A 15,391-nucleotide genomic window follows, 5' to 3' on the forward strand; every position below is an offset into this window, starting at 1 on the left:
CATACCTTGGCCACAGCCAGCCAGAACCCAGTTTAGTTCAGCATCGCCCCGCGCAACCGGTTCACTTCGGCTTTTGTGTCGATTGTCCGGCCGAGTGTGACCCGTTCAACAGCTCATCGGCCGAGAGCAGCCCCGAGTAGTGCCACAGCTTGCGCTCGGAGATCGGCTGCGCGGTGGCGACCTTCCCGTTCTCCTGGTCCTTGCGGAAGGCGGGGATCACCTGGTCCAGCCGGCGTTGCAGTTCCTGGCGCTCGTCATCGGTGAGCATCAGGTTGCTGGTGCTCAGCTGCGCCAGGTCCTCCCGGATCTCGCCGCCGTCGTACCACTGCTGGGCGTGGGCCAGCGTGGCTTCGAGGCGCCGCTGCTCGTCGTGGATGACCTGCCCGAGATAGGCGTTCATGGCGGTGGCCGAACCGTCTTCGCTGCGGTCCGCAGGCTGGCCCGTGGTGTAGCCGGTGGCGGCCGGACGCCAGACGCGGTCGCGCTTGTCGCGAGCCAGCTCCGGGGCTTCCTCGATCATCTCCGCCTTGGCCAGCTCGCGCAGGTGGAAGCTGACCTTGTTCGGCGCGAGGCCCAGCAGCTCCCCGATGTCCGAGGCCCGCCCGGTGCGCATGGCCGCCAGCGCGTCGAAGATCTGCCGGCGCAGCGGGTTGGCCATGGCCTTGAGCATGGGAGTGGTGAACGTGACGTTCGACTGTGGTTGCGTCATGGATTCAGCATAACAATTGCCCAAATAAAGTTGCACAAGTTCTATTGCGCAACTTTATTTGCGGGTTTATGGTGGGTGCATGACCACGGACCAGACGACTCCCCTGCTGCAGCCGCAGACGGCCGGCGCCGGCGCACAACGGCTGCCGGCGTTGCGGCGCCAGCGCAGCTACCGCATCTGGTGGGTTGCCGATACCACTGCCCTGCTGGCCGGCGGCATCTATGCCTTCGTGCTGCCGCTGATCCTGCTGGCGCTGACCGGTTCGCCGGTGCAGGCCGGAACCCTGGCGGCGGTGGGCCTGGCCGCGCGGGCCAGCCTGACGCTGCTGGGCGGTTCCGCGGCCGACCGTTCCGACCGGGCGCGAATGATGCTCCTGGGCGGTATTTGCGGTGCGGCGCTCACCTCGGCACTGGCAGTGGCCAGTTTCAGCGGGTCGCTGGGCGTCGCGGTGTTGTGCGTCGCCCATGTGCTCATGGAGCTGCGCGGAGGCTACTTCGGCACCGTCACGAATGCGGCGCTGAAGGACGTGGTCCATCCCAAGCAGCTGGGACGCGCCATGGCGGCGAACCAGGGGCGCGATTCGGCGCTCATGCTGGGCGCTGCCCCGCTGGGCGGACTGCTGCTCGGACTGGGAGCAGGTTTTGCCCTGCTGGCCGTCAGCTTCCTGCAGCTGCTCGCCGCTGCTTCGGGATTCGCGCTGCGCGGGCCGTTGCGCGCAGCTGAAGCCGGTTCCAGGCCCGTGGAAAACTCCCCTGCTGGCAGCGCGCAGGTCTCCCCCGGCATCGCGGCGGGCATGCGGTGGTGTTTCGCCAAACCTCAGCTGCGCAGCCTGTTGATCCTGATTACCGTCATCAATATCGGAACCAACGGGCTGAACACCACGTTGATCTACGGATTGCAGCAGCGCGGCGAGGCCCCTTGGGTGATCGGACTGGTATCCACGTTCATGGGACTGGGCATGTTCGCCGGGTCGCTGTTCGCCGGACGCCTGATCGAGAAGGTCCGGACCGGGGTGCTGGCCTGCAGCTGCCTGAGCGTCCTGGGCGGCGCGATGCTGCTCATGGGCTTCAACACCCACCTGGTCTGGCTGGGCACCATGCTGCTGGTCGCCTTCCTCAGCGTCCCGGCGCTGAACGCGTCGGTCGGAGGCTATTTCATGGCGGTGGTCCCGCGGGAGATGGCAGGACGCGCCAATTCGCTGATCTTGTTCATGGCGCTGTCGGCTTTGCCGCTGGCGCCGTTTCTCACCGGGCTCGGCCTGCAATGGCTGGGCATGGGGCCGACGCTGGTGTTCTTCAGCTCCCTGGTGATCGTTGCAACCGTCGCCGCCTGGTGCTCACGGCATGTGCGCGGCATCCCGCACCCGGATCGCTGGACCAGCGAACCGGCGAGCGCAAATTCTCAGATCGAAGCGGAGGCGAGGGAATCTGCAGACGTGATGTCTGCAGAGGGCGAGCTGCCGCAGGTTCAAGGAGAAGTGACCATGAAAAACAATCCAGCCCCAGAATCATCGGCGTCCGCCGGCCGGCTCGGCTTGCGGCGCATTCCCAGCAGCGTGCAACGCCACCATCATGCCCCGAGCCGAATGGATCAGGAGTTTCGTGCCCAGCGTGATCGCAATTTGTCCTCGCCGCGCAATGAGCAGTGGATCTACCTGTAAGGGCTTCGGCAAACTTCAACACTAGCTCTTGCCCAGTTTCGATGTACTCGAAGCACCAGCATCCCGCGGGTGACACCTGGGTCAGCCAGAGCTGCCCCTGTCAAGACATTGACAGGGGTGGCTCTGCCTCTATCATTCGAGGTCAACGCACCCTAGTCTGGTGATATGAACAAGTCGGCCCCGCCGACCATCAGCGCGATCACCCTCGGCGTGCGTGATGTCGGTGCTTCAACCAGGTTCTATACCGAGGGACTGGGTTTCGAGCTGGTGCAGCCGGCCCACCCGGAGATTGCCTTTGTCCGTGCCGGGCATTCCTTGATGCTGGCCTTGTGGGACATTGCGCAGATGCCCAGCGAGTACGGTGACATCGGGCACGGCGAGAAGGCTCCCCCGGTTTCGCTGGGGCACAATGTGCATACCGACGCGGAGGTTGAACAGCTCTACCGGCGAGCGCTTGATGCCGGTGCCCAATCCGTCACGGCCCCTACGGTGCAGCCGTGGGGCGGGATGAGCGCCTGCGTGGCCGACCCGGACGGGTTCCGCTGGGATTTCGTGCACAATCCATCATTTGTCATTGATGCGGACGGGCACGTGTCCTCCGTATAGCGAATGAGCGTTTTCCCCGTGCCCAGTAGGACAGGGGAAGATGAACCCATGCCCTCGCACATTTATTTTGATTTCTTCGGCACCTTGGTGCGCTATGACCCCTCGATCCTGCCGAGCGCGTTCAACGCTCCGCTGGAATTTGCGCGCAGGGCTTCGGCTCGGGTGGGCCAGGCAGAAGCCGATGCGTTGTGGACTCGCGCATGGGACGAGCTGGACTCGGCGGCGCACCGCTCCGGGCGTGAGTGTTCGATGCTGCAGATCGCCCGGCGCTATTGGGAGCTGCTGGGTTCTCCGACTATCGGCGAGGGCGAGCTTGCCCGCCTGGTGCGGGAGTATCTTGCGGTGTGGAGCGCTCAGGTTGCCCCCGCTGCCGATGTCCGGTCCTGTTTGCAGGATCTCTGCGCAGACCATGTGCTGAGCGTGGTGAGCAATACCCACGATGCGGCGCTGGTGCCGCGGCTGCTGCGCGAGCTGCAGTTGGATACATATTTCGATCGGGTCTTCACCTCCATAGAGCTGGGGTGGCGCAAGCCTCACCGGCAGATCTTCCGGATGGTGCTGGATGCGCATGGTATCGCTGCGCAGGATGCGGTGTTTGTGGGAGATAACTGGGATGCGGACATCCGGGGCCCGCAAGCGGTCGGGATGCGCGCCTGCTATGTCGGCGCGCGGGAGCGGGGCCGGGAACCGGTTTCGCTCGCACAGCTGCCCGGCGTGGTTCGCGGAGCCTGACGAGCTGATCCCTCGCACCTATGGTTCCCCCTACATGCTTTGGGCCCCGCGCTGGTCCAGGCCTTCGGCGTTCATGCGGCGGGCGAGCTCTCCGACGGTTTCGGCGGGGCTCTGGCCGAGCTTGGGCCGGTAGCTGGGGTGCGGGCGGGCTGTGTTCTCCAGGTATCCGGCGGCGGGCAGGGTTTCGGGCTGGTGCAGGTCCCAGGCGTTCAGGGCCTGCAGCGAGATGCCGCGGGGTCCGGTGCGCCGGGTGATGCCGTGGATGAGCAGCATGCGGGTGGAGAACAGCAGCGGCCCGGTGCGCTGCTGGGTGTCGTCGAAGAAGGTGGCGTCGATGCAGCCGGTGCCGTCGTCCACGGAAATGAACACCACGCGTTTGCCTCCGCGCATGGGCGGGGTCTGGGTGGCCACGCGCACCCCGGCCACCAGCACCTCGGTGCCGTTGCGCAGGTGCAGCAGCTCGATGGCCTGGGTGATCGGCAGATGGGCCAGGCGTTGCCGGTAGGAGGTGATGAGGTGTTCGCTGGCGTCCAGGTGCATGAGGTCCAGTTCGGTGCGGATGATCTCGGCCGGTTCCAGCTGCGCTCCGGTGTTGGTGATGTGTTCGATCTGCCCGAGGTCGAAGGTGAGCTGGCCGGGGCCGGGCCGGTATTTGGCCGGCAGGCTGGTGCGGGCCATGGATTGGGTGTGGGCGATGGTATCCGCCCGGTTGGTTCCGGACAGCAGGGAGTCGAAGACGCCCAGGGCCGCGAGGTTCTGGTAGGTGCGTCGGGACAGGCCTGCGCGGTCCCGCACCTCGGCCAGGTGCTCGTAGGGTTGGCCGGCGACCAGCCGCTGGACCTCGCGTTCGCTCATCTGGTGGATGTCGCGGAAGGCCAGGCGGACACCGTAATGTCCGAGACGCAGGGTTCCAGGGGCCCTGGGCACGGTGGGGGCCGCGGCGGGAGCGTATTCGAAGATTCGTTCGACTCGGTAGTGCCCGGTGGAGCGGTTGATGTCCAGCGGCAGGATCGGGATGCCCATGCGGCGGGCCTCGGAGACCAGCAGCCGCTTGGGGTACATACCCGGGTCGTGTTCCCAGATGCCGGCGAGGAAGGCTTCGGGGTGGTGGGCCTTGAGCCAGGCCGAGTGGTAGGTGGGTACGGCGAAGGCAGCCCCGTGGGCCTTGCAGAAGCCGAAGGAGCCGAAGCCCGCCAGCACTTCCCAGACCTTGTCGATGGTTTCCGGGCTGTAGCCCTTGGCGGCGGCGTTGGCGCGGAAGTATTCTTCGACCGCCGGTTCCTGGGCGGGGTTGCCCAGGTGGCGTCGGTAGACGTCGGCCATGCCCAGGCCGCAGCCGGTCATGGTGTCCAGGATGCGCAGCACCTGTTCATGGAAGACGGTGACCCCGTGGGTTTCGGCCAGCGCGGGCTTGAGGTCGGGGTGCAGGAACTGCTCGGGGGCGAAGCCGTGGCGGTGCTCCAGGTAGGGCTTGACCATGTTCGACTGCATGGGCCCGGGGCGGAACAGCGAGATGTCGATGATCAGGTCGTTGAATTCGGTGGGGGCGAGCTTGCCGATCAGTTCGCGCTGGCCCGGGGATTCGATCTGGAAGCAGCCCAGGGTGTGGGTGGAGCGGATCAGCTCGAAGGTGGGTGCGTCGTCCAGCGGGACTCGGGCCAGGTCGATGTGCCCGGCCGGGTCGATGTAGCTGGTGTCGGCGTGTCCCCCGGCGCGGGCGACCGCGGACGCGTCGGGGTGCAGCCGGGCGATTTCCTCAAGGGTGTAGGCGATGGCGGACTGCATGCGCACCCCGAGCACATCGAGCTTGATCAGGCCCATGAGGTCCATGTCGTGTTTGTCGAACTGGCTCATCTGCAGTCCCATCCCGGAGGGCTGCACCGGGGTGCGGTCCAGCAGCGAGGCGTCGGAGAGGATCACCCCGCACGGGTGCATGGAGATGTGCCGGGGCAACCGGTCCAGGCGTTCGGTGGCGTCGATCAGGATGTCCAGCTGGGAGTCGGCGGCGAGCCGCTCGGCCAGTTCGCCCAGCTCCGGTTTCTCGGCGAGCGCTTCGCGGAAGGAGGAGGCGGAGAAGCGCCAGAGCTGCTTGGCGATGCCGTCCACCTGCCCGTCGTCCAGCCCCAGGGCGGCTCCGGCGTCGCGGACGGCGCCGCGGGCGCGGTAGGCGTTCTGCATGCTCATCAGGCTCACCCGCTCTTCGCCGAAGCTGTCGAAGATGGTGCGGTAGATTTCATGGCGGCGCGCGGATTCCACGTCGATGTCGATGTCCGGCAGCGTGGTGCGGGTGTCGGAGAGGAAGCGTTCGAAGACCAGGTCGTGGGCCAGCGGATTGACCTGGCTGATCCCCAGCAGGTAGTTGACCAGCGAGGAGGCTCCGGAGCCGCGGGCGGCCACGCGCACTCCCAGCCCGGTGATGAGCTTCACGGTTTCGGCGACGGTGAGGAAGTAGCCGGCGAAGTCCAGCCGGTTGATGACCCCGAGCTCCAGGGAGAGCCGCTTTTCGACGTCGTGCCGCTTTTCGCCCGGCAGCAGCCGGGGCACGGCGGCGTAGACGCGTTCGGTCAGCTCCTGCATGGCCGGGCGGTGCAGGCCCAGCACGGAGGCTTCGGGAATGACCGGCTTTTTCCAGCCCAGGTCGCTGGCGGGGTCCAGGACGGCGAAGCGGGCCACCGACTCGGTTTCCTGCAGCAGCTTGCGCATCCAGCCGCGCTCGGTGGCTCGGGAGATTTCGGAGGCCAACTGGCGCATTTCCCGCGGGGACTTGAGCCAGCCCTGGCCGTTGGGCTGGCAGGAGTCCATCTCCTTCAGGCTGTTCAGGGTGCGGGCGGAATCCAGCAGGTCTGCGGTGACCGCGCCATCGGGGTCGGCGTAGCGCACCGCGTTGCTCAGCACCGCCTTCAGGCCCAGTTCATCGGCATAGCGGAGCATCCTTCCGGCTTCCCCGAGATGGTAGCGGGATCCGCGGGTGGACAGGTGGGTGGTGATTTCCACGCGCAGCATGGGGCCGGCCAGATTTTTCCAGTCGGCCAACAGCGCGCGGGCCTTGACATACTGCCCGCGAACCAGCGACCGGGCCACGTCGGATTCACCGCCGACCAGCAGCATTAGGTTTCCCGCGGATACCCGGTGGGAGATCTGGCGACGGGTCAGCCCCGGAATGCCGTGGGGCGCCTGGTGGGCTTGGCTGATGCTCCGGCACAGGTCCGCGTAGCCGGCGCCATTGCTGTTCCCGCGGGCGAGCAGGATGATTCGCCCGGCCGCGCGGCCCGGAGTGTCGAGCAGGGCCAGGTTCACGCCCAGCAGGGGGCGCAGCCCATGTTCCAGGCAGGCGGCCACGTGCTTGACCGCCCCGTAGAGTCCGTCTCGGTCGGTGAGGGCCAGAGCTTCGGCGCCCATGGCGTGAGCGGCGGCGGCCAGCTGGGGCGGGGTGGAGACCCCGTAGTGGGCGCTGTAGGAAGAGGCCACATTCAGATGCGTGAAGCTCATGCCATCGGCTCGAACATGTATTCGAAAGGTGGCTTAGGCGCTGCGGGCATGCTGTTCATGCAGGCGGACCAGGCGCCAGCGGGCGCTCTGCGCGTCGAAGCTGACATCGACGCTGAAGGGCTCGCCGCGACCCTCCGACGAGACCAATTGCAGTCGCCACATTTCATAATCGGCTACTCCTGCCCCTAGTCCACGCGGAATCCTCATGTTCTCCTCCCACCATTTGCGGCGTTCGAACCAGCGTTCGGGTTCGGCCACCAGGCGGTAGTCTTTCCCTTGCCAGGTGACGCGCAGCGGTATTCCATTCGCTGCGCGGGTAACCTCGATCGGCTCGGTGAACATGCCCACGTGTGCGCTCCTTAGTCAACAAACTCATTATATTCGAACATGTGTTCGATCGGTAGCTACACTAGTCAACCCGGCCGACAGTTTGGCTCGGGCCCCGGATTCTTGAACAAATTTTTTGATCAGGACAACACGAGCCAGCCTCCCCGGTGCAGGCGCGCGAAAGGCCCGGGACCTGCGCGGTGGATCCGCATGAGCCCCGGGCCTTTAATGGGTGCCGCTAGGGAGCCGGAACCGCCATAAACTCGCCCTCGGTGATCTGCGCGCTCTCATCCAGCGCGCGGGTCATCGACCAGGTGTCGGTGAAGCGGCAGGCGGACATCTTCCATTGCCCGTCCACCAGCACGTACTCGTCGTCGTATTCGCCGGTCTTCAGGTACTCGGTGCCCTCGCGCAGATTGACCTGGCGGAAACGCAGCGTCCAGCGCCCACGGGCGGTGGTGGGGCTAAGCAGCGTGATGTCCGGGTGCATTCCGTGGTGCATGTCGAAGATCACGTGCTTGCCGTCGACCTTCGCCAGCGCCACCTGGGTGAAGATCTCGGCCATCGGCTCCACGTCGTCGAAGGCGCCCATGGGGCCGTAGTCGATGACCGCGCCGCGTTGGATGAAGCAGTCGCGGAATCCCTGCGGGTCCTTCCCATCGCAGGCGCGCCAGTAGCGGTGCTTCAGCGCCTTGATCTCTTCGATCGCCTCCAGCGCGGCAAGGCGTTGTTCCATATCCATGGGTCGTTCTCCTGACAAATCGTTTCGGGTTGGGGTTCGGTCGGCGGTCTAGGCGATCACGGCACCGGAGAACACCGGCGGGTTTCCGAGCATGGGGCGGTGGGAGATCGGCTGCGCCCCGTCCACGTCCAGCACTCCCAGCTCTGCGGCCAGCTCCGCGGCGATCAGCACCTGGCCGCTGCGCTGCATCAGCTGCGGGTCGCGGTGCAGCGCGTCGATGACCCGGCCGGGGAATTCCGGGGATTCGGCGGTGGCTTCCAGGTCCCCGTACTGCTCGGGGCTCTTCGCCAGCTCGGCCAGGGTGCGCTCGGTCTTCAGCATCCCCATCCACAGGGAGACGACGGCGACGCCGTGCGGCTTGAAGTCCACGGCCATGTCGCTGGCCATCTTGTCCACGGCGGCCTTGCCTGCCCCGTAGGCCGGCCCGTGCATGTAGCAGGTGCCGCCGAAGGAGGAGGTGTTCACCACCAGCCCGCCGCCGGCGATCAGCAGCGGTGCGGCGTAGTAGCTGGCGACATAGCTGGAGCGCAGCCCGACGTTGAACACCTGAAGCAGGTCCAGCGACTTCTCCCAGAACGCTCCGGCGAGCGTCAGCTCCGCCGGCACCGCGTAGGCGTTGTTGACCAGGATGTCGATGGCACCGTCTTCGGCAGCGATGCGTTCGAAGAGCGCTTTCACCTGGGTGTCGTCGGTGTGGTCGAGCACCACCGGCACGCCGATCCCGCCGCGGGCGGTGATTTCCTCGGCGGTGGCGAAAACGGTTCCCGGCAGCGGGGCCTCGCCTTCGGTGGTGGTGCGCCCAGTGACGTAGACCTTGGCCCCGGCTTCGCCCAGTGCCAGTGCGATCCCCTTGCCTGCGCCGCGGCTGGCGCCGGTGACAACGGCGACGCGTCGGGTTTTCTGGGTCATCGATTTCCTCCCGTGGTTCTGGCGTCGCCCGAGATTCCGGGCGCACGTGGCACAATTACATCCCGGCCATGCACCGCCGGAATCCGCCATCCCACTGAGCGGGACGTCCGGACGCGCCACCCCTGCACGCGCAAAGGCCCGGAACCAGCCGGTCGATGACCAACTGATTCCGGGCCTTTGGCAGGAAGCGGAAGTTCTAATCCACCGCGTTGCCCAGCTCATGCAGCGGGGTCTTGAAGGTTTCGCGGGCCCAGATGGCGCCGATGGCCGCCACGATGGAGGACCCTGCAACGATCCAGGCCGCCGGCCCGTAGTTGGCGGGGGTCCCGCCGACCAGCACGGTGGCGATCATCGGGGTGAACCCGGCGCACAGGATGCCCACCTGCAGGCCGATGGCGACACCCGAGTAGCGGACCTTGACGTGGAACAGCTCGGAGAACCAAGCCGGATAGATCGCGTTGGACACCGCGTAGCTGCCCGCGGTGATCGCGATGCTCAGCAGGAAGACCAGCGCGATGTTGGAGGTGGAGATCGCCCAGAAGTAGACCCAGATCAGCACGCCAGAGGACAGGATGCCGGTGATGAAGATGGTGCGGCGGCCGAAGCGGTCCGAGAGGTAGGCGCTCAGCGGCTGGGAGAAGATCGCCAGCACGTTGCCAGCGATGCTGACCACCAGCATCGTCGCCGCGGGGATTCCCACGCTGACCGCGTAGGCCAGGCCGAAGGCCTGCATCAGGGTATTGGTCACGCACTGGAAGGACATCAGCGAGACCTGGAAGAACTGCGCCGGGTGGGTCTTGAGCATCAGCAGGAACGGCAGCTTCTCCTTCTCGCCGCCGCCTTGGGACTTGACCTCGTCCTCGAAGACTTCGGGCTCCTCGAGCGAACGTCGTACCAGCATCGCCACGATCATCACGACCACCGAAAGCAGGAAGGGCACACGCCAGCCCCACGACATCCTGGCGGCCTCGTCCATCGCCGCGACCGGGATGAAGACCAGCGAGGCCAGCACGATACCCGCCGAGATCCCGCTCATCGCGAAGGAGGGGAAGAACCCGCGCCGGCCCACCGGGGACTCCTCCATGGTCAGCGTCGAGGATCCCGCCGTCTCGGCGCCGGCGGACAAGCCCTGGACCAGCCGCAGGAACACCAGCAGGGCCGGGGCCAGGTAGCCGGCCTGCGCGAAGTTCGGCAGCAGGCCGATGGCGAAGGTTGCCCCGCCCATCAGCATCAGGGTCAGCACCAGCGTGTTCTTGCGTCCCAGCCGGTCGCCCAGATGCCCGAAGACGATGGCGCCGAAGGGGCGGGCCACATAGGCGACGCCGAAGGTGGCGAACGACGCCATGAGGGTGATGGTGGGATCCCCCGCCGGGAAGAAGATGTGCGAGAAGATCAGCGACGCGGCAGTCGCATAGATGAAGAAGTCATAGTACTCCAGCATGCCGCCGAGGAACGCGGCCAGGGCCGCCTTCTTCGCCCGCTTCACCCGGTAAGACTGCTCGGCGCGCGAGAGCTCTGTACCGGCCACTGCGCTGCTCTGGCCAATCGCCATGGGAACCTCCAAGTATCAAGAACTGAATTGTACGCTATCCGAACAGCAGTACGTTTTGCGCACACTTGAGTGTACCCCCGTGTGACCCGCAACACCTAAGGAAATTTTGGGGAAATTCACCGGCCTGGAAGGCATCCCCGGAACGCTCGACAAACCACAGGTCAGCAACCATTTACCGGCTTGCGAGCCTCGATTAAAGCCGAAAAAGGCCGCCCCGTATTCCGGGGCAGCCTTCCATGGTGTTGTGTTTTAGTGGCCGAAGGAATCCGCATCCAGGCGCGGGCCGGCTCCCGTGTCCAGCGCATCGATCGCCGCCAGCTGCTGCCCGGTCAGCGCGAAGTCGAAAACATCCAGGTTCTCCCGCTGGCGGACGTCGCTGGCGGATTTGGGCACCGCGATGCGCCCCGAATCAAGGTGCCAGCGAAGCACGATCTGGGCCGGGGTCTTTCCGTACTGCTCCGCCGCCGCGGTAATCGCCGGATGGGACAGGAAATCCCCCGCCCGGCCCAACGGGCTGTAGGCGACCGTGGCCAGCCGGTGCTGGGCATGGAACTCCAGCTGCTCGCGCTGCAGATGCTCGGGATCGACCTGCACCTGGTTGAGCACGGGGCGCAGCCCCGCGTCGAAGACTGCCTGCAGGTGCGCCGGCTTGAAGTTGGAGACGCCCCAGGAGCGCAGCTTTCCCGCCTGCACCAGGTCCTCCAGCCCCTGGCAGGCTTCGACAAACGTTCCCTGGTCCGGGTTGGGCCAGTGCACCAGATACAAGTCCAGGTAATCCAGCCCCATCAGTTCCAAGGCGCGTTCGTATGCAATTGCCACGCCGTCGCGCGAATGGTCTTCCTTGTTGAACTTGCTGGTCACCCACAACTGGTCGCGCTGCACCCCGGCCCGCGCGATGCCCGCCCCGACGGCCTGCTCGTTGCCGTAGTTCGCCGCGGTGTCCACATGGCGGTAGCCGTTGCCCAGCGCCCTGGCCACCGCGTCGGCGGCCTCTTCTCCGGTCAGCGGCCAGGTGCCCAGCCCGATGGCGGGGATCCGAAGCCCCGGGGCCAGTTCGATCATGTGTTGTTCCTGCATTACTGCTCCTTCGTCCCTGACTTGTGCTTTTCACCTTGGATAGTCCATTCAAGTATTAAGCGCCCACCGTGTAAAAGTCCACGATTAAACAGGACAGCAACTATGTAGGAATCCGGGACAATGGGCGGAGCGGGCAAAAAAGGCCGCTGACCCACGCCACACTTGGTCATTCGGCGCGCGGCTCCTAGCTTCGCGCCTGCCGCACCGAAGGGCTCGCTCCTGCCCTCTCGGGACGTGGCACCCAAGATAGTAGCTGACCTATGGATCGTTAACCTTCTCCGTTGATGAATTGGGAAGTGGATTGGCTTAAGCAAAACATGAAGTTTTTGTTTCCCTAGCACGCAGGAAACCTGAACAGTTGCTTCCTGATCGAAGAGCAACGAGACTCCCTCATCCAGGTCCTTACTCAATCACTGGGAGAGGAATTCTTCCTAGCGCAGCCCTGACTTTCAGGGTTGAGTGAGACCACCGATTCATAGCAAATAAATCTCCCCTCAGACAGGGCACCACTACAGGCTCACTGTTCGGTGGCGATGAGACTGACTCGCCCATGCCCGGGTTTCACGGCAGAATATGCTGCCTAGGAACTCGTCGAGCCTGTTTGAACTTCTAGCGGTGCCTCCGGAGCATCGAATTAGGGAAACTGATCGCAAACCGTCACCAAGCGAACCTGGCTTCGTTTGGCATATTCTCTCGATACTTACACCCGCGCTACCGTTTCGTCACACCGGTTCACCCGTCGTGTGGTTCTAAACTGCCGTGGTTAACACTCGGGACCCCGCACCGGAGTGTTGGCACGATTTGGCTTTCCTATGAGAATAATGCATCTGATGAGCTACATCGTCTATGGGCGAGTGGAGCCACCGAGCATACAGACGCCACTGCCAAAGTAATCGTCATTGGGCATTCGGAACCGATAGGAGGCCGGAGAATTTTTCGGTTCACTAAGACCTTGAACCCGCGTTTCCAGATGAGCTTTTCGAAGCACTTGAAACTCTCACAACTAGACCGAAGCTCCCTTTCCTTCATCATGACTCGCTTCCCGAAATCATTCAAAATCCACTAAAGTGTCGGAGTTCATTCTTAGGCTGGGTGGGAGCAACTGCATAACTAGGTTTTGGTTACAACAACAAGGGGGAACTTAACGGTGCAGAATTCGTATGCCGAAGAATTAGTGAAAGAGCAGGCATATTTCGACGACGCGCGTTTGGTATATGAAAACGCGGTAAGCGAACGCCAGCGACTTCGCAATGTTGCAGGAACCGGCCCCGATCGACGCGCAATGAAGCGGCATCTAGATTCCGTGGAGAAGCTGTCCGAGAATGACGCAGTTGCTATCGGACGCATGGACCTAGACGATGGCAGCTCAATTTACGTAGGCAAAGTGTCGATCGCTGCCGAAGATGGAGAGCGCCGTGTTATCAGTTGGAAGGCGCCCCTCGCTAAAAAGTTCTACCAAGCGTCCGCTACCGATGCTATGGATCTGACCAGAAAGCGCGTTTTTTCCACCTCGTACAACCACGTTGATGCCTTCGACGACAAACTTTTCGCAGAGATTCGTGAGCGACTTGACGAGCTAGGGGGCGATTTCCACACCGACGATGCGCTACTGCACGCGCTCCAAGAGGGTCGAACGGGTCAAATGCTGGATATCGTGCGCACAATCCAAGCCTCGCAAGACAAACTCATGCGCGCTGACATGAATCAACTTCTCGTGATTCAAGGCGGTCCTGGAACCGGCAAAACGGCAGTCGCACTGCACCGAGCGTCTTGGCTTCTATACCACTACAGGGACAAACTTTCTCCGCGAGACCTTTTAGTTGTAGGACCCAACCCTGCTTTTACCAAGTACATCCAGCACGTACTGCCTTCGCTGGGCGACCGGGACATAAGGCAAACGTCCATTCAGGAACTCATGGCTGGCAGTCTTCCAGCCCGTGCCGTTGACAACGAAGCGACAGCCCGCATCAAGGGGATGGCCGAAATGGCAGATGTCATCGCCAATGGCCTCAACGACCGGATCAAGGTACCGTCTTCGGTCCTACGAATCAAACGTCGAAATTCGTCCGTTACTGTCAATATCAGTCCTGAGATGATTGCCGACGATGTCAACTCATTGCGTCATCTCCCCTACGGCAAGGGACGTCAAGAACTGCGCGAACGCTTGCTGGAGCGTTGCCTCGAACAGCTCAATTTTCACGGATCTGTCGATATTAAGGACATCTTGGATCCACCCTCAGTGGATGCCGCGCTGGACCGGATGTGGCCTACGCTAAGTGGCCCCCAGTTCATTCGAGAGTTGCTTGGCTCCAAGAGTCGCCTAAGAATTGCGACAGCGAACGTACTAGATCCTTCTGCGATCGAGCTACTTTACCGTCAAGCGGCTGCTCGCATGGATCAGGAACCATGGACCCTTGGAGATCTTGCATTGATCGATGAAGCCAACGAAAGCATGAGCGGAAACGTCGATCTCTATGGCCACATCATCGTCGACGAGGCACAAGACCTCAGTCCCATGCAGTTGCTCTCACTTCGTCGTCGAACTCGCACCGGTTCAATGACCATCGTCGGCGACGTAGCCCAATCCACCGGGTCATTCGCACGGGCCGATTGGTCCGAGGTGATCACGGCACTAGGGACATCTCTACCTCACAACTTAGTTTCGCTTGAACACGGCTATCGCGTGCCACGGGAGGTATTCGAGGTCGCGGCCAAATTGCTCCCACTTGCTGCACCCGGTTTGAAACCTCCAACGATTGTTCGCAGTGCTAACGCTTTGCCCGAGCTATTTGACGTGCCCGAGGGCCAACTGGCATCTGAAGTAGCAAAGGTTGCAAGCCACCACAGCGGCAAGGGAAGATTCGTGGGCGTCATCGCCCCGAAAGAACGCTGGGATGAGATCAAGACGGCCTTCCAACACGAAGAGTTGACCTACAGCGATTCAAGTGACGGTCAGCTTGGCAAATCCATAAATCTGATCACACCTAATGACTCCAAAGGACTGGAATTTGATTCGGTCGTTATTGTGGACCCCCAAAGTATCTTGGATGAGGATAACGGTGCGCGGCTCCTTTACATTGCTTTGACACGAACCACTCATCGTCTCGATGTCCTATGCACGAGCGGCAATATCCCGGGAATCATTGCCGACGCCTTTGAAAAAATCACGGTCATCGACAACCCAGTTGAGAACACTCAGAATACAGACACTGATTCAGTCGATGAGGGAACTAAGGCCAAAGAACCGGTAGACGATGAGCCTTATGGTCGATCCGCGTCGATGACACCCACGCCGGCTATTCTGGCTGGCAAGAAAACTTCGCCACCCACTTTGTTGCAGTCTGCTTCAGAATCCCATGCTCAAAAAGAATCTCCCCAGAAAATGTATAAACCTGTTGAGCAGCCAATCAGTTTGTCGCCGATTGAACAGGAACTGGTTCGTCGCAACGCAGAGTTCTTGAATGAAACTGTGTTGAAGTTCTATGGTTCAAACGTACAGGTAGCCATTCTGCAGGAAGCTTTGAACCTCTGTTCTAAAGTCTCACACATGACTGATTCCTAAATCGGCGCAACATTCAAAGACGCCCT

At 63.0% G+C, this 15,391-nt stretch carries 11 protein-coding genes; 4 read left to right on the top strand and 7 right to left on the bottom strand.

The window, feature by feature from the left end; genetic code table 11:
* Positions 1 to 61: 61 nt before the first annotated feature.
* Positions 62 to 709 (bottom strand): winged helix-turn-helix domain-containing protein, encoded by a 648-nt coding sequence (locus tag IEY43_RS09330; RefSeq protein ID WP_188948332.1) that lies wholly within the window; start codon positions 707 to 709, stop codon positions 62 to 64.
* Positions 710 to 788: 79 nt separating this feature from the next.
* Here IEY43_RS09330 and IEY43_RS09335 point away from each other — a divergent pair, with 79 nt between their 5' ends.
* From IEY43_RS09335 to IEY43_RS09345, 3 genes are all read left to right on the top strand, one after another.
* Positions 789 to 2,369 carry an MFS transporter gene (locus IEY43_RS09335; protein WP_188948333.1) on the top strand — a complete coding sequence of 527 codons (1,581 nt, stop codon included), beginning with the start codon at positions 789 to 791 and terminating at the stop codon, positions 2,367 to 2,369.
* Positions 2,370 to 2,534: 165 nt separating this feature from the next.
* Positions 2,535 to 2,975: a VOC family protein gene (locus tag IEY43_RS09340; protein ID WP_188948334.1), complete on the top strand. Its 441-nt coding sequence runs from the start codon at positions 2,535 to 2,537 to the stop codon at positions 2,973 to 2,975.
* Positions 2,976 to 3,023: 48 nt separating this feature from the next.
* Positions 3,024 to 3,707: an HAD family hydrolase gene (locus IEY43_RS09345; RefSeq protein ID WP_188948335.1), complete on the top strand. Its 684-nt coding sequence runs from the start codon at positions 3,024 to 3,026 to the stop codon at positions 3,705 to 3,707.
* Positions 3,708 to 3,737: 30 nt separating this feature from the next.
* Here the strand turns inward: IEY43_RS09345 and IEY43_RS09350 are convergent, their stop codons facing one another.
* The 6 genes from IEY43_RS09350 to IEY43_RS09375 all read right to left on the bottom strand — a co-directional run bounded on the left by IEY43_RS09350 (position 3,738) and on the right by IEY43_RS09375 (position 11,803).
* The gene (locus IEY43_RS09350) at positions 3,738 to 7,196 is read right to left on the bottom strand and encodes a DNA polymerase III subunit alpha (RefSeq protein ID WP_188948336.1); all 3,459 of its coding nucleotides are present in this window, start codon (positions 7,194 to 7,196) and stop codon (positions 3,738 to 3,740) included.
* 33 nt (positions 7,197 to 7,229) lie between these two features.
* Positions 7,230 to 7,538 carry a DUF6504 family protein gene (locus IEY43_RS09355; protein ID WP_229777340.1) on the bottom strand — a complete coding sequence of 103 codons (309 nt, stop codon included), beginning with the start codon at positions 7,536 to 7,538 and terminating at the stop codon, positions 7,230 to 7,232.
* Between the two features lie 223 nt (positions 7,539 to 7,761).
* A complete protein-coding gene (locus IEY43_RS09360) occupies positions 7,762 to 8,265 on the bottom strand; it encodes a nuclear transport factor 2 family protein (RefSeq protein ID WP_188948338.1) in 504 nt (167 codons plus the stop codon).
* Positions 8,266 to 8,313: 48 nt separating this feature from the next.
* The gene (locus tag IEY43_RS09365; protein ID WP_188948339.1) at positions 8,314 to 9,174 is read right to left on the bottom strand and encodes an SDR family NAD(P)-dependent oxidoreductase; all 861 of its coding nucleotides are present in this window, start codon (positions 9,172 to 9,174) and stop codon (positions 8,314 to 8,316) included.
* Positions 9,175 to 9,370: 196 nt separating this feature from the next.
* Positions 9,371 to 10,726 carry an MFS transporter gene (locus IEY43_RS09370; RefSeq protein WP_188948340.1) on the bottom strand — a complete coding sequence of 452 codons (1,356 nt, stop codon included), beginning with the start codon at positions 10,724 to 10,726 and terminating at the stop codon, positions 9,371 to 9,373.
* A 249-nt stretch (positions 10,727 to 10,975) separates the two neighbouring features.
* On the bottom strand, positions 10,976 to 11,803 hold the full coding sequence (locus tag IEY43_RS09375; protein ID WP_188948341.1) for an aldo/keto reductase: 828 nt from the start codon (positions 11,801 to 11,803) through the stop codon (positions 10,976 to 10,978).
* Positions 11,804 to 12,950: 1,147 nt separating this feature from the next.
* Here IEY43_RS09375 and IEY43_RS09380 point away from each other — a divergent pair.
* A complete protein-coding gene (locus tag IEY43_RS09380) occupies positions 12,951 to 15,365 on the top strand; it encodes a HelD family protein (RefSeq protein ID WP_188948342.1) in 2,415 nt (804 codons plus the stop codon).
* Positions 15,366 to 15,391: the final 26 nt, after the last annotated feature.

The sequence above is a fragment of the Glutamicibacter protophormiae genome (genome assembly GCF_014647495.1).
Taxonomy (GTDB): Bacteria; Actinomycetota; Actinomycetes; order Actinomycetales; family Micrococcaceae; genus Glutamicibacter; species Glutamicibacter protophormiae.

What these genes read in the sequence shown, in the direction of transcription:
- IEY43_RS09350 (WP_188948336.1), bottom strand. Translation starts at nt 7,196, where the DNA reads ATGAGCTTCACGCATCTGAATGTGGCCTCTTCCTACAGCGCCCACTAC.
- IEY43_RS09375 (WP_188948341.1), bottom strand. Translation starts at nt 11,803, where the DNA reads ATGCAGGAACAACACATGATCGAACTGGCCCCGGGGCTTCGGATCCCC.
- IEY43_RS09335 (WP_188948333.1), top strand. Translation starts at nt 789, where the DNA reads ATGACCACGGACCAGACGACTCCCCTGCTGCAGCCGCAGACGGCCGGC.
- IEY43_RS09365 (WP_188948339.1), bottom strand. Translation starts at nt 9,174, where the DNA reads ATGACCCAGAAAACCCGACGCGTCGCCGTTGTCACCGGCGCCAGCCGC.
- IEY43_RS09340 (WP_188948334.1), top strand. Translation starts at nt 2,535, where the DNA reads ATGAACAAGTCGGCCCCGCCGACCATCAGCGCGATCACCCTCGGCGTG.
- IEY43_RS09355 (WP_229777340.1), bottom strand. Translation starts at nt 7,538, where the DNA reads ATGTTCACCGAGCCGATCGAGGTTACCCGCGCAGCGAATGGAATACCG.
- IEY43_RS09345 (WP_188948335.1), top strand. Translation starts at nt 3,024, where the DNA reads ATGCCCTCGCACATTTATTTTGATTTCTTCGGCACCTTGGTGCGCTAT.
- IEY43_RS09330 (WP_188948332.1), bottom strand. Translation starts at nt 709, where the DNA reads ATGACGCAACCACAGTCGAACGTCACGTTCACCACTCCCATGCTCAAG.
- IEY43_RS09370 (WP_188948340.1), bottom strand. Translation starts at nt 10,726, where the DNA reads ATGGCGATTGGCCAGAGCAGCGCAGTGGCCGGTACAGAGCTCTCGCGC.
- IEY43_RS09360 (WP_188948338.1), bottom strand. Translation starts at nt 8,265, where the DNA reads ATGGATATGGAACAACGCCTTGCCGCGCTGGAGGCGATCGAAGAGATC.